The organism is Streptomyces sp. NPDC048211, from assembly GCF_043202315.1.
Taxonomy (GTDB): domain Bacteria; phylum Actinomycetota; class Actinomycetes; order Streptomycetales; family Streptomycetaceae; genus Streptomyces.
The window spans coordinates 225,329-247,278 of sequence record NZ_JBIDAD010000012.1; the positions used below are offsets into that span (position 1 = coordinate 225,329).

The following is a 21,950-nucleotide window of genomic DNA, read 5'->3' on the forward strand; positions in this document are numbered from 1 at the left end:
ACCGTGCCGCATCACCCCGTCCTCCGCCACCGCCGTTCCGTCGCCGCCGCGGGAGGCGCCCTCGCGCTGGCCGCACTGGGTCTCAGTGTGCCCGCGCACGCCGCCGACTACGGAACCCCGACGATCACCCTGTCGGCCGGCTACCTCTCCGGCGCCGTCGGCGCCACCGCCGATCCCGTGGTGACGGTCACCGTCGCCCAGAGCGGCGCCGACGTCACCGCGCTCGGCGTGGCGGCCTCCGCCAGCTCCAAGTCGTCCGTCGCCGCGACCGGGGACGTCACCGTGACCGGCACCGGCGCCACCCGGCAGCTCCGCGTCGCCGCGCACGCCCGCGGCTACACCGACCTCACCATCAAGGTCACCGGCCTCGGCGGCAAGACCGCCACCAAGTCGCTGCACTACGCGGCCTCCGCCGCCGTGCAGAACGCCTCCGACACCCGGTACCTCACCGGCTCGTCCGACGCCTCGGCCGCCGTCGACGTGGGCGGCGGCTACGCGGTCGTCGCCGACGACGAGTCCAACACCCTGCGTCTCTACGACCGGTCCTCCTCCGGTGCGCCCGTACGCACGTGGGACGTGGCCTCGAAGCTCGGCGTCTCCAAGGAGATCGACATCGAGGGCGCGGCCCGGGTCGGGAACACGATCTACTGGACGGGCTCGCTCGGCAACAACAAGGACGGCGAGTACAAGGCCGACCGCAACACCGTCTTCACGACCACGGTGAGCGGCTCCGGCGCCGGGACGCAGCTGACCGTCAAGGGCTCGTACAAGAAGCTCCGGGACGACCTCGTGGCCTGGGACAAGGCCAACGGCAACCGCTACGGCTTCGCCGCGGGGACGGCGGACGGCGAAGTCCCCAAGCAGATCGACGGGTTCAACGTCGAGGGCCTGGAGTTCGCACCCGGTTCGACGACGACGGCCTACCTCGGCTTCCGCGCACCGCTCGTCCCGCCGAAGGCGGGCGGCAAGGCACTGATCGTGCCCGTCACCAACTTCGACCAGGTGGCCGGCTCCGGAGCGAAGGCGGTCATCGGCACGCCCGTCGAGCTGGACCTCGGCGGACTCAGCATCCGCGACATCCGGAAGAACTCAGCCGACCAGTACCTGATCGTGGCCGGTTCCTGGGCGGCGGACGACAACTCCGACCCGTACGCCCTCTACTCCTGGGACGGTGTGGCCGGACACGCGCCGGTCAAGCGGCTCGACCTGCCGACCGCCGACCCGGGCGGCTGGGAGGCCGTCGTCGACGTGCCGGACCTGAACGCCTCCGGTGTGCGGGCCCAGCTGATCACCGACGCCGGATCGGCCGATCTGTACGGGGACGGCACGGAGGCCAAGGACCTCGACCACGACGAGTGGAAGAAGTCCCGCGCGACCTGGTTCACCCTCAACGGCTGAGCCGCCGGGCGGGGGGACCGGGGAGCCGTTACGGTGACGGGCATGTCTGACACCGACTTCTGGACCCTGCCTCCCGGCCGTGCGACCCGGGGTGGCGGCAGCCGCTTCGAACTGACTGTTCTCCGGCCGCCGTTCACCGCGGCGGTCGGAGAGCTTCCGCCCAACGCCACAGGACCGGCAGCGGAGTTCGCGCGCTCCCTGGGGGCTGTCGACGACGTGACCGAGGACCTCGGCCTCCGCAGGCGCAGCGACATGGCCACCGTCGCGACGAGAGCCGATCTGGACGTCGTCCAGGTGGGGGTGTGGGGAAACGTCATATCGGTCTCCGATCCGGCGTTCGCGGACGACGGCAGCGACATGCCGCTGCTCGCGGAGGCCACCCGGCTGCGTGAGCGCTTTCCCGACGCACGGATCGTGGGCCGGGTGGAGGTGCACTTCGGCGCCGAGCACACCGAGGACCTCGTGTGGCTGCCGGACGGCACCATGTTCCACGCCTGCGGCTGGCCCGGTGACGAACCGTTCGTGGTGACCGGCGACCCGCAAGGGGTCATGTCCGCACTGGGGATCACCGCGGAAGCCCTCGAAGACCTCGATGTGTACGTCGACCTGGATGACGACCCGAACCAGAACGACTGGGGCGCCCTCGCCACGGCATGTCTCGGGGACGCGGATCCGTGGGGAAGGGCCGACCTGGAGGCCTCCTCGCTGAGGGTGCGGCACAGCGAACACGCGACCGGCCGCATGGAGAGTCTGTACTTCACCGGCTGAGCGCAGCTCAACTCCCTTTGTGAGCACTTCGGGTGGATCGCAGACACGCCCTTAACCGTTTTTTACGTGACGACGGGTCCGTCTAGGGTGACTGGGCGGCGCGTACACGTCACGGGGGCCTCACGCGCCGCCCCTAGCCCCTCAAGGCCCCATATGAGGGATGGTCACTCTTGAACAGAGCACTGCGTATACCCGAGCGGTGGCGTGTGGGCGGCCGTGTCCTGGCAGCGTTAGGGATCGCCTCGGCGGTCACCGTAACCGGTCTGCCCGGCATCGAGACCGACACCGCCACCGCGGCGCCACGCGCCGTCTCGGCGAGGATCAAGCCCGGCGCTCAGCGCTGCGACAAGAAGAACCTGGGACGCACGGAGCCGAGTACACCGGCGAACTCCGGCTTCCCCAACGACCCCACCGGTTCGAACTTCTCCACCTGGCAGGGCAATCCGAAGAACTTCAACTACGACCTGCCCGGCAAGGCGTACGACGGGGTGAAGGCGCCGACGGCCGCCAACAGGACCAAGGCCCTGTCCAAGGTCCCGGGCGACACGGAGAAGAACTACAAGGCGTGGCAGAAGGCCGCGGACAAGTCCGGTGACCCGGAGGACCGTCGCTTCGAGATCTACGCCCGGTACTTCAACAACAACGAGGGCCTGAGCTTCGACCACTGGTTCGAGCACCGGTACATCCGCAACCAGATCAACAACCACAAGGGATCGTCCTTCGAGCGCCAGCTCGTCCGCGACTTCCGCCTGGTCGGCCCGGACTGGCTGTGCGAGGTCACCGTCGAACTCATCGACGCACAGGGCAATGTCGTCGACACGCGCCGGTACGACGCCTACAACCAGCGCTCCAAGGAGTTCAACGAGTTCAAGTCGAACTCGGAGCTGACGAACAAGCAGCTCGGCAAGGACCGGAAGGTGGCCCGGCTCATGCCGGACCACAAGTTCCGCTTCACCGGCGCGAAGCCGTTCAGCGAGACCCAGCGCAAGAAGGTCGACAACTTCAACCGCTACGTCAACCGGCTGCGGCCGGGCCAGACGAACCAGGTCCGCGGCAACCAGCGGATCTACAACCCCGTCCCGCGGACCAAGCCCATCAGGGGCTACTCCGACTACCAGAGGTGGTTCGCCCCGGGCTGCCAGGGCGGCCAGGGCACGATGCGACTCGCCGCCGCCTCCACCTGCGGAACCCGCGGCTCGCTGAACGACCGCATCAACGGTTCGGGGAAGACCCTCAGCGAGGCCAGGAAGATCCAGGCCGACGCGCGCCGGCTCGACTCCCGGGGCACCCTCCCGCGAGGTGGTCCGGGCGGCGTCGACTTCACCACCCTGGAACTGCGCTACGTCGGTGGCCTGGGCAAGGGCAAGGGCATGCAGTACTCCATGCGTGCCGACCAGATGCCCGACCCCGACGAGAATCCCGGCTTCGGTGGCGAGGCGCGCATGCAGCTCTCCTCCGACGCCCTGTTCACCTGGCTCGCACTGACCCCGGAGAAGTTCTGGGTCAACCTCAACCCGGACGAGCCCGACCGGGTCATGGAGGCGAAGTTCGGCACGACCGACGCGGGCCGGGTCCTGCTCGAATCCGACCTGGAGATGAAGCACGACTTCTCCGAAGCCCTCAACCCGGACAAGCACGCGGGCGCCAGGCGGTACTGGGACACCGCTCCCCGCCAGAACGGCATGCCCTGCTTCCCGGGCGTGCGCATGTGGATCGAGCCCAAGCCCGCGCAGGTCCGCGAGCAGGACGGCGGGATCTACATCCTCGACGCACCCCTGAAGGTGTCCACCCAGTGGCTCGACGTCGAGTGGCAGGCACCCGGCTCCACCGAGTGCAAGGGGCTGACCGACGCGCAGAAGCACGCCATCGAGGCGAGCGTCCGCACGAACGTGATGCCGCTGGTGGAGGAGCGGGTCAACAACGACCCCGACTACGCCGACCTGCGCGCCGTCTACACCGCCCGCGTCGCCGCCGAGTACATCCGGCAGCAGGACGCGAAGTCGCCGACCGACTTCCACAAGATCATCGACTCGAACGACGTCTCGGCGTGGCCGCTGCGCGCTCCCAACGAGAACTGGACCCGCGAGGACGTCCACAAGCGCTACATGGACTCGATTCTGAAGGGCATCGAGTGGTTCGAGCTGGAGTACGGCGGCAAGGTCTACAACCAGGGTGTCGGCGGCGTGGACTTCTCCAAGCAGCCCAAGCAGAACATCTCCCGCACCCGGTTCAACGTCGAACACCGCACTCTGGACACCACCACCAAGACGTCCCTGGTGTCCGATGACGTCTCCTACCGGGATACCGACACCCTCTTCCTGGGTGGCGGCGAGGTGGCGGCGGGCGAGGGCGAGGACCCCAAGCCCACCCCCACCCCCACCCCCACGCCCACGAAGCCCGGTCCCGAGCCGAGCGGGCCGGGTGACCACGCGTCGGCCCCGGCCCCGGACCCGACCGGTCCGGGCGGGAACACCCAGCCGCCGGCGAACAGGCCGGACCCGGACGGCGGCCTCGCCGACACCGGCTCCGACACCCCGATCGGGATGATCTCCGGTATCGCCGCAGCGGTCGTCGCCGCGGGCGCGGCTCTGGTGTGGTGGACGCGCCGCAGGCGTCAGGGCGCCACCGGCTGATCCATCGGCGGTGATCCGCACGGTCGACACGGAACGAGCCTCACCCCCCCCGAAGGACGGGGGGTGAGGCTCATTCCGATCCGGAGGCAGTCGGCATCCGCGCATCCCGTTGTCCGCCACCCGGCGGCGTCGGGGTCAGCCCGACTTCGGCGGCTTCTGCGTGTCGAAGGCGAAGAGCGTGTTCTCGGCCGCGGCCACGATCACCGCACGCCCCACGACGGTCACGCGGGGGCTCGCGCCCTCCTCGCCCGTCAGGCCCTCGGCCCGCGGGTCCGTGGCCCACAGGGATGTGCCGTCCCGAGGCGACAGCGCGGCGACCCGGCCGGTGGCCGAGCTGAAGTACACCGCGCCGGCTCCCGCCACCGGACCCGACGCACCCTCCACGGACGTCTGCCGCGACCATTTAGCCCGGCCGGTCGCCGGGTCGATGGCCGTGACGAGACCGGTCTGCCCGCTGACGTAGACCGTGCCGTCCGCCATACCCGGCGTCCCCGCGCAGGTCTTGGCCAGGGGGGAGTAGGTGACCTTCCGTGAGGCCGGATCGACCCGCGTCACCCCTTCGTAGCCGGCCAGGGCCGGCCCCTCCATGTGCTCCCGGAGGAGGACGAGCCGGCCGTCGTCGTCGACGCCGACCGGCACGGCGGGGCCGTCGACGGCGATGGGCCTGCCCAGTGCGCCCGAAGCGCGGTCGATCGTGGCCAGGGTGGGGTGGAGTACGTCCGTGCCGTCCACCTCCCCGTTCGGCGCACACATCGCCAGGAGCCGCTGACCGACGGGGACGGCGGCGCACTGCGTGCCGGCGGGGAACGGTGTCGTCCAGGCGACCTCACCGCTGTGTGCGTCCCGGGCCTCGAAGCCGGAGCCTGCGGCATCGACCGTCACGACGGAGGAGCCGGTCACGACGGCGTCCTGGGTGCGGCCCGTGACGGCCGTCGACTGGGCTCCGGAGGGTACGGACCACAGCTCCCGGCCGGTGTCCGCGTCGAGCGCCACCACTTCGCTGGGAGGGCCCTGCGGGGCGTCCTGGGCGGCGAAGCGGTAACCGAGCACCGTGTCGTCGGTGGCACCCACCAGGTGCATGCCCTGGACGGGAACGCCCGGGCTCTTCGCCGTCCACACCCGTGAGCCGTCCAGTGCGCTGATCCGGGCCGCCACGACACCCCCGCCCCCGCAGAACAGCGCCTCGCCGCGTGCGACGCACCGCAGCTCGTCGGGGATGTCCGCGCGACCGCCCGGCACCGTCGTGCGCCACGGCGCGAAGCCGTCCGGAAGCGCGGCGCCCGGCTCCGCGGCGCTCTTGCCCTCGGTGTCGCCGCTGCCCCCGAAGCCGCCCGCCTGGAGCGTGGCCACCCCGCCGCCGATCGCCGCCACGGCGACCGCGGCCGCGAGCACGGGACGCCACCGACGGCGCAGACGACGCGCGATCGGAGTGCCGGGGCTCCCCGTGCCGGGACCGGCCGGGCCGGTGGCCGGGGTGCTCGGCGCAGGGGTGGCCCGCGTCAGGAGGTGATGCTGGGTGTTCATGTCGCGGGTGCGGCCCGTGCCGGCCACGTCCGTGTCACTCCCGCCGAGGTCGGCCGGCAGGTCCCGCAGCAGTACCAGGAGTTCGTCCGCCGAGGGGCGGCTCTCGGGTTCCTTGGCCAGGCACGACTCGACGACCGCGCGCAGCGCCGTCGGAACGGCGCCCAACGACGGTTCCTCGTGCACCACCTGATACGCCGTCATGTACGGGCTGTCCGCGTCGAAGGGCCCGTGGCCGGTTGCCGTGTACACCAGCAGTGTCCCCAGCGAGAAGACATCGGACCGCGGTCCCACACCGCGCGGCGCCTGCAGTTGCTCCGGCGACATGAAGGGCGGCGTGCCGATGACCCGCCCTGTCATCGTCAGCGTCTGCTGGTCCGCGGCGCGGGAGATGCCGAAGTCGATGACGCGCGGGCCCTCGGGGGAGAGCACGACGTTCGAGGGCTTCAGGTCACGGTGGACGACCCCCACCCGGTGGATGTCGCGCAGCGCCTCCGCCAGCCCGATGGCGAGCCTGCGCAGCTCCGCCCCGTCCAACGGGCCCTTCGTGGTGATGTGCTGGGCGAGCGTCTGCCCCTCGATGTAGGTCGTGGCCATCCACGGCTGCTCGGCCTCCGGGGCGGCGTCGACCACGGCGGCGGTGAACGCGCCGCTCACCCGCCGTGCCGCCGCCACCTCCTGACGGAAACGGATGCGGAATTCGTCGTCCCCCGCGAACTGCTGGTGGATCAGTTTGATCGCGACAGGTCTTCCGGAGCTCGTACGGGCCAGAAAGACCGTGCCCATGCCGCCCGAGCCGAGCCGGGCCTCCAGCGGATAACCGCCGATCTCGGCTGGATCACCTGTGCGCAGCGACACTCTTTCCGACCTCCCGTCCCCCGTGCGTCTCCGCCACCACGGGCCCGCGTACCTGTCCTGGACACAAACTAGCCGCAGGGCGGTACCGCAGAGCAAAGCGGGTGACGGACAGGCAGCCCGTCCGTCCAGTCCGAGGGGTGCCCCTCGACGGGGCGCATCCGCCGGGCGGGCTCCTGGCTCCGGCCCCGCGGATGCCCCCTCATCAGGCCGAGTACTGCGGTGGCACCGCGGCGGCCTCGGCGAGGACCGGGCCCAGGTTCTCGGTGCGGATCCGGCGGTCGACGTACAACAGCCCGGCCACCAGCGGCGGGAAGGTGGCCACGACCAGCTGGCTGACCAGCTGGCCGACGAGCATCGACACCACATAGCCGCTCAGCGCGACGACGACGGAGGCCGGATTCGGGTCGTCGCCCAGATTCACCGAACCGAGGAACCCGGAGAACATGCCGAGGAACGAGAACGGTATCTGGATCAGATAACTCGTGACCCCGGCCATGGCGCCGGCCAGCAGAGTGATCCCGAAGATCCGCCACCAGTCCCCGCGCACCAGCAGGGAAGAGCGGCGCATCGCGGCGATCGGGCCCTGGTTCTCGAAGACGACGGCCGAGGGGGCCAGGCTGAACTTCACCCAGAGCCATGTCGCCAGCGGGGCCGTCGCCAGGGCGCCCAGGAGGCCGATCACGATCGCGGCGACCGGCCCGCTGCCGCCGTCCATGCTGACCATGCCGATCACGAAGGCCAGGAAACCGGCCCACGCGAGCAGCAGGGGGACCAGTGCGATCAGCCAGGTCAGCAGGACCGTCCCGATCACGGCCGGCATCCGCGCCCAGGCCCGTCGCCAGACGGCGGAGAACGTGGCCGGGCGGCCCAGGACCGCCTCCTGGAGGACCGCGGGCACGGCCGTGTACATCATGGCCGTGGAGACCGAGACGGCGATCAGGCCCACCACGGCGACCGAGCCGAAGGCGATGACCAGCGGAACCCAGTCCTCCGAGCGGGGGCTCTCCTCGGAGCCGAGCGCCAGTATCCGGTCCATGTGGTCCGCGACGGCCGAGTACGCGATCGCCGCGGCCGTCGCGACCACGACCAGCGCCCCGCCGTACGCGGCGGCCCCGACGCCGAACAACTGCTTGCCGTAACGGCCCACGGTGGCGAACGCGCCGCCCAGGACGTCCCCGAGCCGCAGCGGGCCCAGGGGTATCACCCCGGGCTTCGGCGGCATCCAGCCACCGCCCCAGCCTCCCCAGCCGGGCGGCCCCCCGGGTCCCCCGTACGGCGCGCCCCCGTAGGCACCGCCACCCCACCCCGCGTCCTGCGCCACTGCTGCTCCGTCGGTCAGTCGATCATGAACTGGCATGTACTGGACGGACCACGGTAGCGCCCCCGGTGCCCTCCCGGTCCCGGGCCTCCCGCAGCCGCGATGCGTACACTCGTACACATGGGATATGGACTGCTGGCCGCGGCCATCGCGGCGGAGGTGGCCGGGACGACCGCCATGAAGTACAGCGAGGGCTTCACCCGGCTGTGGCCCTCGCTGATCACCGTCGCCGGATACCTGCTCGCCTTCTCGCTGCTCGCGCAGACCCTCAAGACGATGTCGATGGGGACGGCGTACGCGATCTGGGCCGGGATCGGAACAGCCGCCGTCGCCGTCATCGGCATGCTGTTCATGGGGGAGTCCGGCAGTCCGGTCAAGGCGGCGGGAATCGCCCTGGTCATCGCCGGTGTGGTCGTCCTCAATATGGGCGGAGCGCACTGATGGCGCGACGGTACGACCCCGAACGGCGCGAGCGGATCATCGACGCGGCGATCCGGGTGGTCGGCGCCAAGGGGATCGCCGGGCTCAGCCACCGCTCCGTCGCCGCCGAGGCCGATGTGCCGCTCGGCTCGACGACGTACCACTTCGCCTCGCTAAACGAACTGCTGATCGCCGCTCTGCGCCGGTCGAACGAGAACTTCGCCACGCTCATGCGCGGGAGCCGGGCCCTCGCCGACCCGGCCGCCGACCTCGCGGGCGAACTCGCCCGGCTGCTCGGAGACTTCTTCGGCGCCGGCCGAGGCCGCGCGGAGCTGGAGTACGAGCTCTACCTCGCCGCCCTGCGCCGGCCCGCGCTGCGCCCGGTCGCCGCCGAGTGGACCGACGACACCGCCGCGCTCCTGGCGCCGCGCACCGGCCCGGCCACGGCGCGGGCGCTGGTCGCGCTGATGGACGGGATCTGCTTGCAGGTCCTCCTCACCGGCGGGGCCTACGACGAGGCGTACGCGCGCGAGATGCTGGGCCGGATCAGCGGCTGAACCCGTCCCCGCGGCTCCGTCCGTGAACCCGGAAGGCCGCTCCGGGCAACAGCAGATGACACGCCTCGCGCGACCTGCTGAAGAAGACGGAGACACCGTGACCGGACCACCGAGAGACGATGACGCGGCCGTGGTCAGCCAGTCGCTGGAACGGCCCGAGACCTTCGCGCTGCTCTACGACCGGTACGCCGCCGACATCCACCGCTATACCGCCCGCCGGCTCGGCGAGGGGCCGGCCGACGACATCACGGCCGACACCTTCCTCGTCGCCTTCCGCCTCCGGGCCCGCTTCGACACGAGCCGGGAGAGTGCGCGGCCCTGGCTGTACGGCATCGCGGCCAACCTCATCGGCAAGCACCGCCGCACCGAGGTCAGGGCCCTGCGCGCACTGGCCCGCACCGGAACCGACCCGGTGGCCGAGTCCTGGAGCGAGGGCGCCGACCACCGGGTCAGCGCCCAGGCCGCCCACGGTGAACTCGCGGGCGCGCTCGCCGCGCTGTCCCCGGGCGACCGCCACGTCCTGCTGCTGATCGCCTGGGCCGACCTCAGCTACCAGGAAGTGGCCGACGCACTCTCCCTGCCCGTCGGTACGGTCCGCTCCCGGCTCAACCGGGCCCGCCGCAAGGTGCGTCAGGCACTGGGCTCCGATCCCACAGTCGTTACCGAAAGCCTGGAGGTGGCTCATGGACACGGATGAGATGGCGCTGGTACGGGAACTGCGTGCCGGGGCGCCCGTACCGGACCGGGCGGCCCTCGCGGAGGGACGGCAGCGGCTGACCGAGGCGGCGGGACGCCGCCGGAGGCTGCGCGCCGACTGGCGGATCGCCGCGGTGGGGACCGTGGCGGCGGTCGTGCTGGGCACCTTCATCGGCACCCAGGCCATCGGCGGTGACCGGGAGGCCCAGCAGGGCGAGTCTCCCGTCGTCGTGTCCGAGCCGGGCGGCGCCGCACAGGTACTGAGGGACGCGGCCGGTGAGATCGCGGACGATCCGGTGCCGACGCCGAAGGCGGGCCAGTGGGTCTACAGCAAGGAACTGGTCGCGGACACGAAAGGCGGCCCACGGCTGAACGGGCCCGGGCAGGCCGCCACCGAGGACGTGCAACGCGAACTGAAGGCCCTGGCGCGGGACGGCCGGTCGGGGGAGGAGGCCGAGGGCCTCCGGGTGATCGAGCACTGGTACCGCTACGCGGACCCGGCGTTCGAGAACGGGAAGTCGGGCGACGACCATTCGCCCCGCGAGCGGTTCCGGTTCCTGGCGGATCTGCCGGCCGACCCGGCCCAGGTGAGGAAGCAGGCCCGCGCGTTCTACCCGGGCGATGACGGGACCACCGCCGCGCACGACTTCCGGGCGCTGTCCATGCTGGCGATGTCCTACCCCGCCGACCCGAAGGGACTGGCCTGCGTCTACCGGGCGATGGCGACGATCCCCGGGCTGGAGGCCGTCCGGACCCAGGACGTACTGAACCGGCCGGCCATCGGCATCCATCTGCCCGGCGAGCGCGATCTGCTGCTCCTGAACGCGCAGACCCTGCTGTACGCGGGTGAGGGGTCGCTGGACTCACCGGCCGGCTTCCTCCTGACCGCCCGGGTGACGGCGGCCGTGGTCGACAGGCAGGGGCAGCGCCCGTGACCTCCGGGTCCGTACCGCGCGCCGTCCGTCGTCCGGGGACCCGGGGGGTGGCCCCCGGACGACGGCCGGCGTGTCCCCGCCGTGAGGCCCGGCGGACGGCCCGCAGCCGGCGTGCCGGTGCGCGCGCCCGCCCCGTGAGCGGTTTCGCGGGGGCGCGGAGCGGCCCCGCCGCGCGCCGTCCGCGACGCCCGGACGCTGAGACCGGTTGGCCCGGGCCGCCCCCGGCCGGTTAGGTTCTCGTCATGACCGACACGACTTCCACCCGCACCACCGGCGCCGTCGCCGCCGGCCTCGCCACCATCGCCGGCGACGGTTCCGTTCTCGACACCTGGTTCCCCGCACCGGAGCTCACCGCCGAGCCCGGACCGGCCGGAACCGAGCGGCTCACCCCCGACCGTGCCGTCAACCTGCTCGGCGAGGGCGCCGCCAAGGCCATCGGCGTGGACGCCCGCCGCGGGGTAGAGGTCGTCGCCGTCCGCACGGTCATCGCCTCGCTCGACGACAAGCCGCTCGACGCGCACGACGCGTACCTGCGCCTGCACCTGCTCTCGCACCGCCTGGTCCAGCCGCACGGGCAGAACCTCGACGGGCTCTTCGGCCTGCTCACCAACGTGGCCTGGACCTCGCTCGGTCCGGTCGCCGTCGACGACGTGGAGAAGGTGCGGCTGAACGCCCGCGCCGAGGGCCTGCACCTCCAGGTCACCTCGGTCGACAAGTTCCCGCGCATGACGGACTACGTCGCACCGAAGGGCGTCCGCATCGCCGACGCCGACCGGGTGCGGCTCGGCGCGCACCTCGCGGCCGGCACCACCGTCATGCACGAGGGCTTCGTCAACTTCAACGCCGGCACCCTCGGCACCTCCATGGTCGAGGGCCGGATCTCCGCCGGTGTCGTCGTCGGGGACGGATCCGACATCGGCGGCGGCGCCTCCACCATGGGCACGCTCTCCGGCGGCGGCAAGGAGCGCATCGTGATCGGCGAGCGCTGCCTGGTCGGCGCGGAGGCCGGTGTCGGGATCGCGCTGGGCGACGAGTGTGTCGTCGAGGCCGGTCTGTACGTCACGGCCGGTACCCGCGTCACCCTGCCGGACGGTCAGGTCGTCAAGGCGCGCGAGCTCTCCGGCGCGTCGAACATCCTCTTCCGCCGCAACTCGGTGAGCGGGGCCGTCGAGGCCCGCCCGAACAACGCGGTCTGGGGCGGCCTCAACGACGTCCTGCACAGCAACGACTGAACGGTCAGCAGGCGGCGAGCAGTTCCTCGTACGCCGTGCGCAGCCCGTCGGACGCCTCGCGTCCGGCGGGCTGCAGCGGTTCGCGGACCGGCCCCGCGTCCAGCAGGGCCTTCGCGGTCACCGTGCCGGGCAGCCCGGACGCCATCATCAGCTCCGTGAGCGGGGCCAGGAGCCCGTTCAGGCGGGCCGCCCCGGCCGTGTCCCCGGCGTCGAAGGCGTCCAGCACGGCGCGCAGCGGACCCGGCGCCACATTGGCCACCGTGCTGACGTATCCCGCGCCGCCCACCGCGTACAGCGGCAGGTTCAGCTCCTCGGAGCCGGAGTAGTACGCGAGCGCGGTGGCGGCGATCACCTTCGTCGCACCCAGCAGGTCGTACGAACAGTCCTTCACCGCCACGATGCGCGGATGCTCCGCCAGCCGCAGCATCGTCTCCGGCTCGACGCGGGTGCCCGTGCGGCCGGGGATGTCGTACAGCATCAGCGGGAGCCCGGTCGACTCGGCGACCCGCAGGAAGTGCGCCTCGACGGCGGCCTGCGGGGGGCGGCTGTAGTACGGGGTGACGACGAGCAGGCCGTCGGCGCCCGCCTCTTCCGCCTGCCTGGCCAGTTCCACGGTGTGCCGTGTGTCGGCCGTCCCGACGCCCGCGACCAGCGGCACGTCCGGGCCGACCGCCGCCCGCACCGCGCGTACCAGGGCCGCCTTCTCGGCGTCGGAGGTGGTCGGCGACTCACCGGTGGTGCCGCTGAGCACCAGACCGTCGCAGCCGTCGGCGACCAGCGTCGCGGCGTGTGCGGCCGCGGCGTCGGGATCGAGGCCGCCGGTGGCGGTGAACGGCGTGACCATGGCGCAGAGGGCGCGGCCGAAGGGGCGGGGGCGGGAGCGTGCGGTCGGCGTCATGCCCGAAGTGTCGGCCCGCCGGACCGTGAAGGTCCACTTAGTTCTTCTTGGGGTGAAGGTGAAGCAGCACTCAACTATGTGAGGGAGGCGGACCCGCAGCGCCCGGTCGGCTGCCGCGGGCCGGTCACAGCGCGAGCTTGAAGCCCTCGTGGCTCGCGGCGAAGCCCAGCGAGGTGTAGAAGCGGTGCGCGTCCGCCCGGTGCTTTCCGCTGGTCAGCTGCACCAGCGCGCACCCGCGCTGCCGCGCCCGCTCGGCGGTTCGCTCCATCAGCTCCCGGCCGAGCCCGCCGCTCCGCCGGTCGGGCCTGATCCGCACGGCCTCGATCAGCGCCCGCTCGGCGCCGTGCTTGCCGAGCCCGGGGATGTACGTCGCCTGCAGACAGCCCACCACGGTGTCGCCGTCCACCAGCACCAGGATCTCGTTGCGCGGGTCCCCCGTGATGTCGGCGAACGCCTTCTCGTAGGCCGCGCCGACGACGACCGAGGCGGGGTCGACGACCTTCTCCTCGTCGGCGAGGAGTGCGAGCACGGCGGGCAGGTCCTGGCGGGTGGCGGTACGCAGCATCACACCCGGATTCTGGCACGGTCCCCCGGCACCTCAGTACCCGGCCGGCACCCCCGCCGCAGGGCTGACCGGCACGGTGTGGGTGACCCACGCGTCGCCCGCGAGCAGGTGCAGCAGGAACGACGCCGGCTCCGGCGGATACCCCGGCACGCCGCCCCGCAGGGCCAGGCCGCTCTGCCGGAAGGTGCTGGGCGCCACGGCCAGCACGCTTCCCGCGAAGGCGGCGGTGACCGGACGGTGGAGATGGCCGGCCAGGACCCGGACGACGTTCGGGTGGGCGGCTACCACCTCGGCCAGCGCCTCGCCGTCCGCCAGCCGCATCCCGTCCAGGTACGGGATCCCGACCGGCACCGGCGGATGGTGCAGGCACACGAGGGCCGGGACACCGGACCTGCGGGAGAGCACGCCGTCCAGCCACCCCAGCTGCTCCGCGCCCAGCCGTCCTCCGGGGGAGCCGGCCACCGTCGAGTCCAGGACGGCCACCGTGAGCGCAGGGTGGTCCACGGCGTAGTAGGCCTCCTTGCCCCCGCCCACGAACGCCGTGCCCCCGAACGCGTCCAGCAGCGCCGCCCGGTCGTCATGATTGCCCGTCACCAGGTGCAGCGGCAGCGGGAACCGCCCTATCGCCTCGCGCAGCAGGGCGTACTCCGCGGGCGTGCCCCGGTCGGTGAGATCACCGGTGAGCACCACGCAGTCGGGCCATGGGTCGAGTGCGAGCACCCGGCGCAGGGCCCGGTCGAGGCCGGCCGCAGGTTCGGCCGCGGGGTCGGCGGTGAGATGCGGGTCGCTGAGATGTGCCACGGAGACGGTCATCCCGGCAGCCTTCCCCGCGACGGGCGCTCGCAACGCCCGTCCCCGCCGCACCGCTCCGTATGTCAGCGCCGCGCCATGTACAGGCCGAACGCCTTGTGCAGCAGCTTGCCGACCGGGTAGTCCCATTCGCCGATGTACTCGGCGGCCCGCCCCCCGGTGCCCGCCTTGAACCGCAGCAGGCCCAGCAGGTGGTTGGCCTCGTCGAGGGTGTCGGTGATACCGCGCAGGTCGTAGACGGCGGCGCCCCGCTCGTGCGCGTCGCTCATCATCCGCCACTGGATCGCGTTGTTGGGCTGTACCTCCCGCCGGCGGCTCGTCGAGGCGCCGTACGAGTACCAGACGTGGGTGCCGACGGTCAGCATCGTCGCGGCGGAGAGCACCTCCCCGTCGTGGTGGGCGAGGTAGAGCCGGATCCGGTCCGGGTCCTCGGCTCGCAGGGCGGTCCACATGCGCTCGAAGTACGCGAGCGGCCTGGGGATGAAGCGATCCCGCTCGGCGGTCTCGCGGTACAGCCCGTAGAAGACCGGAAGGTCGTCGAGGCCGCCCTCGACGACCTTCACGCCCGCCTTCTCGGCCTTCTTGATGTTGCGCCGCCACTGCTGGTTCAGCCCGCCCCGGATCTCCTCCAGCGACCGCCCGGCGAACGGCACCTGGAACACGTACCGGGGCTGCCCGGCGCTGAAGCCGTCCGTGTCCCCGTCCGCGCCCTGCTGCCAGCCCAGGCGGCGCAACTGCTCCACGACCTCGGCGGCCCGGGGCTCGATGACATCCGCCTCGACGTCGCGCAGCCGGCCCGCGGCCGGGTCCGCGATGGCGTCCTTGACCCTCGAAGCCTCCCAGCGGCGGGCGACCACGGGCGGGCCCATCCGTACCGTGAACGCGCCCCGGGCCTTGGCGTGGGCCACCAGCGGATCCAGCCAGGGGCGCAGCTCGCCCTCGTGCCACGGGATGAGCGGGCCCTCCGGAAGATAGGCCAGATACCGCTTCAGCCGGGGGACCGGGCGGTACAGCACCAGCGCCGCACCGACGATCAGCCCGTCGTCACCGAACCAGCCGATGCTCTCCGCACGCCAGTCGGGCTTCACCTCGCCCCACGAGGGGACCTGCATATGGCTGGCGGCGTCCCGGCCGGCGACGAACGCCAGATGCTGTTCGCGCGTGATCTCCTCGACCCGCAGCGTCATGCGGTACTCCGTTCGTTGTCCGATTCGTCAGCGTAGTGAGAGGAACGCGGGCCGCGGTTGACCTCAAGCGTGCTTGACGTATCAGGGTGGCTGTCACGGACGCACCGCAAGGGTGCGCCGGTGAGGGGAGCAGCCATGACAGTGGAGTTCGTGTCCCGTCCCGATGTCACCCGAGCGGATGCGGGCCTCGTCAAGGTCAGCACCTGGGACGCCGGTACGCCGGAGCGCCGGCGGCAGGCCGTCGAGGCCATCCGCTCCGCGTGGGGGGCCAGGCACTGGCCGCACCCCGGACTTCTCTCGTACAGCGTGTACACGGGAGAGGACGGCGGGACGCTCCTCCACTACGCGCAGTGGACCGACGAGGAGAGCTACCAGGGCTTCGTCCTGGGCGGCCGGGACGAGCGCAACGCCGAAATCGACGCGGCCGTACCCGGCATCGACCGCCTCGGGCTGCACACCTACGAGCTCTACCGCTCCACGTCGCCCGGCGGCCGGGAGCCCGGCTGTGTCGTGGTGGTCGACGTCGAGTTCGACGGGGCGGACAAGGCCCGCCAACGCGACTGGGTGGACGGTGTGTTCGAGGCGCTGGGAACCGACCCGGCTCCCGCGCCCGGCGGCCTGGCCGGCCACTTCCACGTGAGTACCGACGGGACCCGGGTCCTCAACTATGCGGAGTGGGTGAGCGCACAGGCCCACATCGAGGCACTGGCCGCGCCCGGGGACGGCATCGGGTCGCGGACGCCGCAGTGGGAACGGGTCCGGAGCTACCCGGGCGTCACCGGCGGTGGCGTGCACCGCTACGCCCCCGCGCTCAGCCTGCGACCGGCCGCGGGCGGCTGACGGAGGGCTTCCGGGGCGGCGATCCCTCAGTGATCCCTGCGGAATCCCTCGCGCATCGCTGGTGTGCGGAGATCAGTTGTCCGGTCCCCGCGGTGACCCGCCGGCCTCCGTTCCGCCGTCTGTTCCGAGCGCCGGGCGGCACCGGGTGAAATGCGTCTAGGCTTGGGCTGCCTGACCCCGTACGCGCCCGGAGCCGTGGCCCCGGCAGTGGTACGCCCGCACGTTTTCGAGGAGACCCCCCTGATGTCCGCAGAGCGCCCCACCCTGCCGCCGGTACGGCTGCACACCGAGGCGGAGCTGGCACGGGACGCGCTTGCCGCGCCGCTGCTCGCCCGCGCCGTCCGGCTCGCCCGCTGGGCAGGGCCGGACACGCGGGTCGGCGCGGGCGGCGAGCTCGTCGACGCCCAGCTGCCCGCGGCGGCAGAGCACCTGGGGCTCGTCGCGGACGAGGACGGTGCCGCGGAGGCCAGCGAGGCATGGCGGCTCGCGGTCGACACCGGCCTGGTCGAGTTCGAGGACCCGGAGACGGACGAGGACGCGGCTGCCGACGAGGACGAGGCGGAGGGAACCGTCACGGCGGGCGAGAACCTGGCACTGCTGACCGGTGGTTCGCCGCAGGACGTGCTGGCGATCTGGCTCGACGGCCTGGAGGCCGCCCACGCCGACGCCACCGCCCCGGTCTTCGACGACTTCGCCGACCTCGTCCGTGAGGACGGCTCGGTCGACTTCGACGCGCTGGACTGGGACCCGGAGACCGAGGCCGAATTCCTCGACGGAGTGCTCGGCAACCTCTATCTGCTCACGGTCGGCGAGGGGGCGGGCGACGAGCCCGTGCCGCTCCCCGCGCTCGCCGCCTCGATGATCGTTCCCGACGACATGGGCGAGCCCACCGACGACATCCTGGAACAGGTGTCCGATGCGATGATGCGGCTCGACGACCAGTTCCGGGTCCTCGAACCCATCGGCATCGTCGAATACCGCCCGGTGGACGAGGCGTTGCTGGCCGAGGAGGGCGAGGAGGCCGTGCCGCCCGCCGATGACGACGACGTCACCCGGTACGGCATGGTGAAGCTGACCCCGCTCGGCCTCTACGGCATCCGCGCCCGGATGCTGGACGCCGGTGTGGACGCCCCGGCCATCGGCGACCTGGCGGACAAGGGCGCCGACGTGCTCCTCGGCGGCATCGCGTACTACCCCGAGGCGGCGGCCCGCAGCGAGATCGAGCTGTGGCTCGCGCGGCACGGCGCCGACGGGGCGGCCGGTGAACTCCTGGACGCCGCACGCGGCGAGGACCCGCAGGCACCGCTGCGTCGACTGCACTGCCAGCAGGCGCTCGCCCTGGTCGGTGCGGAGGCCGAGACCGCGGTGCGCGCGGTCCTGGGCGACCCCGAGCTGGGCGGACTCGCCCGCGTCTGGCTCGCCGAACGGGGCGCCGCCGACGTGCCGGCGCCCTCGGAGGCGATGATCTTCTGGCTCGCCATCGACACGATCGCGGCGCAGCTGGAGGCTGACGGCGACCTGGACGAGCTCCAGGGTCTGGTCGAGGGACTGTCCGGCCAGCACAGCGGCTTCTTCGACGAGGCGTGGCGGGTGGACCACCCGGCGACCGCGGACGTCCTGGAAGCGATGGGGCGCCTGCACAGCGACAAGAAGCAGGCGAAGGCCGCCCGCAAGGCCGCCTTCAAGGCCCGCTCCCGGGGCGGCTCGGCCGGTTAGGGCGTGTTCTGAAAGTCCCCTCCGGCTCGCGGGGTCCGGCCCGCGGCCGCCGGGGATGTTCACGGAAGGGATTCCCTCGAAGTCGCCCTCAGTTCAACTGATGTTGGCGCAGGGGCGGGACGGTGAGCGCACCAACAACCCGCCCCAGCTGCACCAGGAGTACGTGATGGCCTTCACGCGCAGGGAATTCACCAGACAGTCCGCCCTCACCGGTGCCGGCATCGCCCTCACCGGAACCGTCGCCGCGCTGGCCACCGCACCCGGCGCCCTCGCCGCCGAAGACTCCAAGCACGGCCACGACGACCACGGCCACGGTCATGACCACGACCACGACGGTCACGGGCACAGCCACGAGCCCGGCTACGGGCCGCTGCTTCCCGACCCGAAGGGCATACTCGCGCTGCCCGCCGGCTTCTCGTACAAGATCATCACCCACAGTGGTGTCACCAAGCTGGAGACCGGCGAGTACACCCCCTCCAACCACGACGGCACGGCCGCCTTCGAGGGTGCGCGCGGCGTGACCCTGCTGGTGAACAACCACGAGCTGAGCGGCACCCGTGCCGGCTGGGCGCACCCCGTTCCGCTCACCGAGGGCCTGGTCTACGACGCGGTCGCGGCCGGTGGTTGCACCGTCGTGGAGACCCGCCGCGACGGCCGCACCGCCGAGTGGGTCGGCATCGCCGGCACCTCCACCAACTGCGCCGGCGGCTCCACCCCGTGGGGCACCTGGCTGACCTGCGAGGAGACCGAGGACAAGGCCGGCAAGAACGGCCTGCTCAAGGACCACGGCTACGTCTTCGAGGTCGACCCGTCCGACCGGCGCGCCAACCGCGACCCGCGCCCGGTCAAGGCGTTCGGCCGCTACGCCCACGAGGCCGTCGTCATCGACCCCAAGCAGGGCCACGCCTACCTCACCGAGGACGCGTCCGGCCCCAACGGACTGCTCTACCGCTGGGTCCCGCCGCACGGCTTCAAGCACGGTCGCGGCAAGCTCCGCACGCTCGCCGACGACGCCGGTGTCCTGCAGGCCACGAAGTGCTTCGACAAGAGCGGAGCGTTCGTCGACGACCTCTCGCGCGCCACGAAGATCGGGACCGTGTACGGCGTGGACTGGGTCGACGTTCCGGACCGCGACGCCAAGACCGTCTCGGTGCGCAAGCAGTTCGGCGACAAGGACGTCACCCGCGCCCGCAAGCTCGAAGGCATGTGGTGGGGCGACGGTGGCGCCTACATCGTCTCCTCGTTCGCCCGTGACGAGAGCCCCGTCCAGCACGACGGCCAGGTCTGGTTCTACGACCCGAAGCGCCGCACGCTGACCCTGAAGGTGCTCCTCGGCGTCAACGCCGACCCCTCCAAGGACGGCGCCTTCGACGGCCCGGACAACATCACCGTCTCGCCCTACGGCGGCCTGGTCATCTCCGAGGACGGCGAGGGCGTCCAGCACCTCTTCGGGGCGACCGAGAGCGGCCGCACCTACCCGATCGCGCGCAACGAGCTGAACGCCGGCACGGAGGCCGAGCCGGAGTACAGCGAGTTCACCGGCGTGACCTTCTCGCCCGACGGCAAGACGCTCTTCGCCAACATCCAGACGCCCGGCATCATGCTGGCCATCACCGGCCCGTGGAAGCGCCAGCCGCGGCGTGAGCACTGAGGCTTCCCGTTCGATTCAGACCGGGCTCGGGGGTCCGGCCTGATCCCAATGGAAGACCCCGGTCCCCGGCGGTGATCCGGCCCGGTCCGGCGCGGTGGTGACCCCCGCGCCGGACCGGGCCGGTCCGGCGTCCGGCGGCGCCGGGAACCCGCCCTGCCACGCCCCGTGGGAAAGCGATAACCGCCACACCGCCGACGGACCCGGGAGCCACGTGGGACCCGTGGGGCCCGTGCCGGAAGCGGGAACGGGCGGCGCGCGGTCCCGGAACCGCTGATTACGAATCCGGCATCAGTGCGGCCCCAGGAGCGGTCGGGCATGGCGTCGGGCGTTTTCAGGGCGCATACTCAAGGTAATGAAACAGTCAGCCGGATCCCGGCGTCACCTGCCATCCAGTCCCTTCAACCGCCCGGCCCAGGCGGCCCCACCGGTCGAATTGTTCGATGTGGGCGACAGGGTGTCGCATGACCAGTTCGGACTCGGCCGAGTCCTTGCTGTCGAGGGCGACAACGACGCAGTGCTCATCGATTTCTCGGGGCGACAGGGGAGGATCCTGAGCCCGTACTCCAAGCTGACCAAGCTCTGAGAGAAGCGTCGAGCACGCGCCGCGTACGCCGTATTTCTCTCGCCGACCGCCTTCAGGGGCACCCGCAGCCAGCCGGGTGCCCCTGAAGACGTTTCCGTCCCTACAGGGACTGGGCGGCGGGCTTGACCATGCCGCGAACGGTGCGCGACTTCACGAAGTCGCCCATCGCGGTCATCTCCCATTCGCCGGAGAACTGCTTGATGAGCTTCGCCATCATCACGCCTGTCTGCGGCTCGGCTCCGGTCAGGTCGAAGCGGACCAGCTCCTCACCCGTGGACGCGTCGATCAGCCGGCAGTAGGCCTTGGCCACCTCGGTGAACTTCTGGCCGGTGAACGAGTTGACCGTGAACACCAGGCCGGTCGCCTCCGGGGGAATCCGGCCCAGGTCCACGACGATCACCTCGTCGTCTCCGGCACCCTCGCCCGTGAGGTTGTCGCCCGAGTGCTTGATGGCGCCGTTCAGGATGGAGAGCTTGCCGAAGTAGCAGCTGTCCAGGTGGTTGCGGTTGGGGCCGTAGGCGATCACCGAGGCGTCGAGGTCGATGTCCTTGCCACGGAACGCGGGCTCCCAGCCGAGGCCCATCTTGACCTGGGAGAGCAGCGGGCGGCCGCCCTTGACCAGCGACACCGTCTGGTTCTTCTGGAGGCTGACCCGGCCCTTGTCGAGGTTGATCTTGCCGGAGCCGGGGGGAGCCGGCGGGGCCGCGGGCGCGGAGTGCGGGACCGGCGGTGCGACCGGGGGAGCGGCGATCCGCGGGTCCACCGGCGGGGCGACGGGGGCCGGGGGCGCGACCGGGGCGGCCGCGGGCTCCTCGACGGACACGCCGAAGTCCGTGGCGATACCGGCCAGCCCGTTGGCATAGCCCTGGCCGACCGCGCGGGCCTTCCACGCACCACCCCGACGGTAGACCTCGATGACCACGAGCGCGGTCTCGGAACCGAGCTTCGGAGGGGTGAACGTGGCGAGCGCGCTGCCGTCGTCCGCGTTGCGCACGGTGGCGGTGGGTTCGATGCCCTGGAACGTCTGACCTGCCCCGTCCGGGCTCGCCGTGACGACGATCTTCTCGATGCCGGGCGGCACCGCGGCGGTGTCCACCACGATCGCGTCGGGCGCGGTGCCGCCGCCGGAGCGGTAGGTCACACCCGGGCCCGTGGGCTGGTTGTAGAAGATGAAGTCGTCGTCCGAGCGCACCTTGCCGTCGGCGGTGAGCAGCAGGCCCGATACGTCGAGCCGCACGGGGGCGGCGACGTCCACCGTCACGCGGGCGGCGGAGAGGGGGATGTTCGAGCCGGGTGTCATAGCGGTCATGCACGGAGTAACGAATGACCCGGCTTTGCCGTTCCCTTACCCTCGGGCGGCTTCG

Annotated in this window: 19 protein-coding genes; 12 read left to right on the forward strand and 7 right to left on the reverse strand. The window is 71.9% G+C overall.

Annotated elements, in window-relative coordinates; genetic code table 11:
• Positions 1–3 precede the first annotated feature (3 nt).
• The 3 genes from ACGFZA_RS34545 to ACGFZA_RS34555 all read left to right on the forward strand — a co-directional run bounded on the left by ACGFZA_RS34545 (position 4) and on the right by ACGFZA_RS34555 (position 4,799).
• On the forward strand, positions 4–1,398 hold the full coding sequence (locus tag ACGFZA_RS34545) for a DUF3616 domain-containing protein (RefSeq protein WP_385285914.1): 1,395 nt from the start codon (positions 4–6) through the stop codon (positions 1,396–1,398).
• 42 nt (positions 1,399–1,440) lie between these two features.
• Entirely contained in the window at positions 1,441–2,166 is a 726-nt protein-coding gene (locus tag ACGFZA_RS34550; protein WP_393684360.1) for a DUF6333 family protein, read from the forward strand.
• A gap of 170 nt (positions 2,167–2,336) precedes the next feature.
• Positions 2,337–4,799 (forward strand): hypothetical protein, encoded by a 2,463-nt coding sequence (locus ACGFZA_RS34555; protein WP_393684362.1) that lies wholly within the window; start codon positions 2,337–2,339, stop codon positions 4,797–4,799.
• Positions 4,800–4,934: 135 nt separating this feature from the next.
• Here ACGFZA_RS34555 and ACGFZA_RS34560 read toward each other — a convergent pair whose 3' ends face one another.
• Together ACGFZA_RS34560 and ACGFZA_RS34565 are read right to left on the reverse strand one after the other, a co-directional pair.
• Positions 4,935–7,178: a PQQ-binding-like beta-propeller repeat protein gene (locus tag ACGFZA_RS34560; RefSeq protein ID WP_393684364.1), complete on the reverse strand. Its 2,244-nt coding sequence runs from the start codon at positions 7,176–7,178 to the stop codon at positions 4,935–4,937.
• Positions 7,179–7,380: 202 nt separating this feature from the next.
• A complete protein-coding gene (locus ACGFZA_RS34565) occupies positions 7,381–8,400 on the reverse strand; it encodes a hypothetical protein (RefSeq protein WP_393684421.1) in 1,020 nt (339 codons plus the stop codon).
• 216 nt (positions 8,401–8,616) lie between these two features.
• Here ACGFZA_RS34565 and ACGFZA_RS34570 point away from each other — a divergent pair, with 216 nt between their 5' ends.
• The 5 genes from ACGFZA_RS34570 (at position 8,617) to dapD (ending at position 12,336) form a co-directional block, all read left to right on the forward strand.
• The gene (locus ACGFZA_RS34570) at positions 8,617–8,937 is read left to right on the forward strand and encodes a DMT family transporter (RefSeq protein WP_393684366.1); all 321 of its coding nucleotides are present in this window, start codon (positions 8,617–8,619) and stop codon (positions 8,935–8,937) included.
• Positions 8,937–9,473: a TetR/AcrR family transcriptional regulator gene (locus ACGFZA_RS34575; protein WP_393684368.1), complete on the forward strand. Its 537-nt coding sequence runs from the start codon at positions 8,937–8,939 to the stop codon at positions 9,471–9,473. The genes ACGFZA_RS34570 and ACGFZA_RS34575 overlap by 1 nt, the downstream gene beginning before the upstream one ends.
• A gap of 97 nt (positions 9,474–9,570) precedes the next feature.
• Positions 9,571–10,170, forward strand: a complete 600-nt coding sequence (locus ACGFZA_RS34580) for an RNA polymerase sigma factor (RefSeq protein WP_385285926.1) — start codon at positions 9,571–9,573, stop codon at positions 10,168–10,170.
• Complete coding sequence (locus tag ACGFZA_RS34585) at positions 10,157–11,104, forward strand: CU044_5270 family protein (protein WP_393684370.1); 948 nt, start codon at positions 10,157–10,159, stop codon at positions 11,102–11,104. The genes ACGFZA_RS34580 and ACGFZA_RS34585 overlap by 14 nt, the downstream gene beginning before the upstream one ends.
• Positions 11,105–11,346: 242 nt before the next feature.
• Positions 11,347–12,336 (forward strand): 2,3,4,5-tetrahydropyridine-2,6-dicarboxylate N-succinyltransferase, encoded by a 990-nt coding sequence (gene dapD, locus ACGFZA_RS34590; protein ID WP_385285930.1) that lies wholly within the window; start codon positions 11,347–11,349, stop codon positions 12,334–12,336.
• A 4-nt stretch (positions 12,337–12,340) separates the two neighbouring features.
• Here dapD and dapA read toward each other — a convergent pair whose 3' ends face one another.
• From dapA to ACGFZA_RS34610, 4 genes are all read right to left on the reverse strand, one after another.
• On the reverse strand, positions 12,341–13,234 hold the full coding sequence (gene dapA / locus ACGFZA_RS34595) for a 4-hydroxy-tetrahydrodipicolinate synthase (protein ID WP_393684373.1): 894 nt from the start codon (positions 13,232–13,234) through the stop codon (positions 12,341–12,343).
• A 124-nt stretch (positions 13,235–13,358) separates the two neighbouring features.
• Entirely contained in the window at positions 13,359–13,799 is a 441-nt protein-coding gene (locus tag ACGFZA_RS34600) for a GNAT family N-acetyltransferase (protein ID WP_393684423.1), read from the reverse strand.
• Between the two features lie 33 nt (positions 13,800–13,832).
• A complete protein-coding gene (locus ACGFZA_RS34605) occupies positions 13,833–14,612 on the reverse strand; it encodes a phosphodiesterase (RefSeq protein ID WP_393684375.1) in 780 nt (259 codons plus the stop codon).
• Between the two features lie 62 nt (positions 14,613–14,674).
• A complete protein-coding gene (locus ACGFZA_RS34610; protein WP_393684377.1) occupies positions 14,675–15,796 on the reverse strand; it encodes a lipid II:glycine glycyltransferase FemX in 1,122 nt (373 codons plus the stop codon).
• Between the two features lie 135 nt (positions 15,797–15,931).
• Between ACGFZA_RS34610 and ACGFZA_RS34615 the strand changes: the two genes are divergently transcribed.
• The 4 genes from ACGFZA_RS34615 (at position 15,932) to ACGFZA_RS34630 (ending at position 20,586) form a co-directional block, all read left to right on the forward strand.
• Positions 15,932–16,636, forward strand: coding sequence for an antibiotic biosynthesis monooxygenase (locus ACGFZA_RS34615; protein WP_393684379.1), 705 nt, complete (start codon positions 15,932–15,934; stop codon positions 16,634–16,636).
• A gap of 243 nt (positions 16,637–16,879) precedes the next feature.
• A complete protein-coding gene (locus tag ACGFZA_RS34620) occupies positions 16,880–18,352 on the forward strand; it encodes a hypothetical protein (RefSeq protein ID WP_393684381.1) in 1,473 nt (490 codons plus the stop codon).
• A 166-nt stretch (positions 18,353–18,518) separates the two neighbouring features.
• Complete coding sequence (locus ACGFZA_RS34625; protein WP_393684425.1) at positions 18,519–20,003, forward strand: alkaline phosphatase PhoX; 1,485 nt, start codon at positions 18,519–18,521, stop codon at positions 20,001–20,003.
• Positions 20,004–20,355: 352 nt separating this feature from the next.
• On the forward strand, positions 20,356–20,586 hold the full coding sequence (locus ACGFZA_RS34630) for a hypothetical protein (protein WP_037711258.1): 231 nt from the start codon (positions 20,356–20,358) through the stop codon (positions 20,584–20,586).
• 100 nt (positions 20,587–20,686) lie between these two features.
• On the opposite strand, the gene ACGFZA_RS34635 is transcribed toward ACGFZA_RS34630, so the two are convergent.
• On the reverse strand, positions 20,687–21,895 hold the full coding sequence (locus tag ACGFZA_RS34635) for a TerD family protein (protein WP_393684383.1): 1,209 nt from the start codon (positions 21,893–21,895) through the stop codon (positions 20,687–20,689).
• Between the last annotated feature and the right edge of the window lie 55 nt (positions 21,896–21,950).

Coding starts and splice junctions, on each gene's coding strand:
- ACGFZA_RS34585 (WP_393684370.1), top strand. CDS start 10,157: ATGGACACGGATGAGATGGCGCTGGTACGGGAACTGCGTGCCGGGGCG.
- dapD (WP_385285930.1), top strand. CDS start 11,347: ATGACCGACACGACTTCCACCCGCACCACCGGCGCCGTCGCCGCCGGC.
- ACGFZA_RS34635 (WP_393684383.1), bottom strand. CDS start 21,895: ATGACCGCTATGACACCCGGCTCGAACATCCCCCTCTCCGCCGCCCGC.
- dapA (WP_393684373.1), bottom strand. CDS start 13,234: ATGACGCCGACCGCACGCTCCCGCCCCCGCCCCTTCGGCCGCGCCCTC.
- ACGFZA_RS34600 (WP_393684423.1), bottom strand. CDS start 13,799: ATGCTGCGTACCGCCACCCGCCAGGACCTGCCCGCCGTGCTCGCACTC.
- ACGFZA_RS34610 (WP_393684377.1), bottom strand. CDS start 15,796: ATGACGCTGCGGGTCGAGGAGATCACGCGCGAACAGCATCTGGCGTTC.
- ACGFZA_RS34605 (WP_393684375.1), bottom strand. CDS start 14,612: ATGACCGTCTCCGTGGCACATCTCAGCGACCCGCATCTCACCGCCGAC.
- ACGFZA_RS34575 (WP_393684368.1), top strand. CDS start 8,937: ATGGCGCGACGGTACGACCCCGAACGGCGCGAGCGGATCATCGACGCG.
- ACGFZA_RS34615 (WP_393684379.1), top strand. CDS start 15,932: ATGACAGTGGAGTTCGTGTCCCGTCCCGATGTCACCCGAGCGGATGCG.
- ACGFZA_RS34550 (WP_393684360.1), top strand. CDS start 1,441: ATGTCTGACACCGACTTCTGGACCCTGCCTCCCGGCCGTGCGACCCGG.
- ACGFZA_RS34620 (WP_393684381.1), top strand. CDS start 16,880: ATGTCCGCAGAGCGCCCCACCCTGCCGCCGGTACGGCTGCACACCGAG.
- ACGFZA_RS34630 (WP_037711258.1), top strand. CDS start 20,356: ATGAAACAGTCAGCCGGATCCCGGCGTCACCTGCCATCCAGTCCCTTC.
- ACGFZA_RS34565 (WP_393684421.1), bottom strand. CDS start 8,400: ATGCCGCCGAAGCCCGGGGTGATACCCCTGGGCCCGCTGCGGCTCGGG.
- ACGFZA_RS34570 (WP_393684366.1), top strand. CDS start 8,617: ATGGGATATGGACTGCTGGCCGCGGCCATCGCGGCGGAGGTGGCCGGG.
- ACGFZA_RS34625 (WP_393684425.1), top strand. CDS start 18,519: ATGGCCTTCACGCGCAGGGAATTCACCAGACAGTCCGCCCTCACCGGT.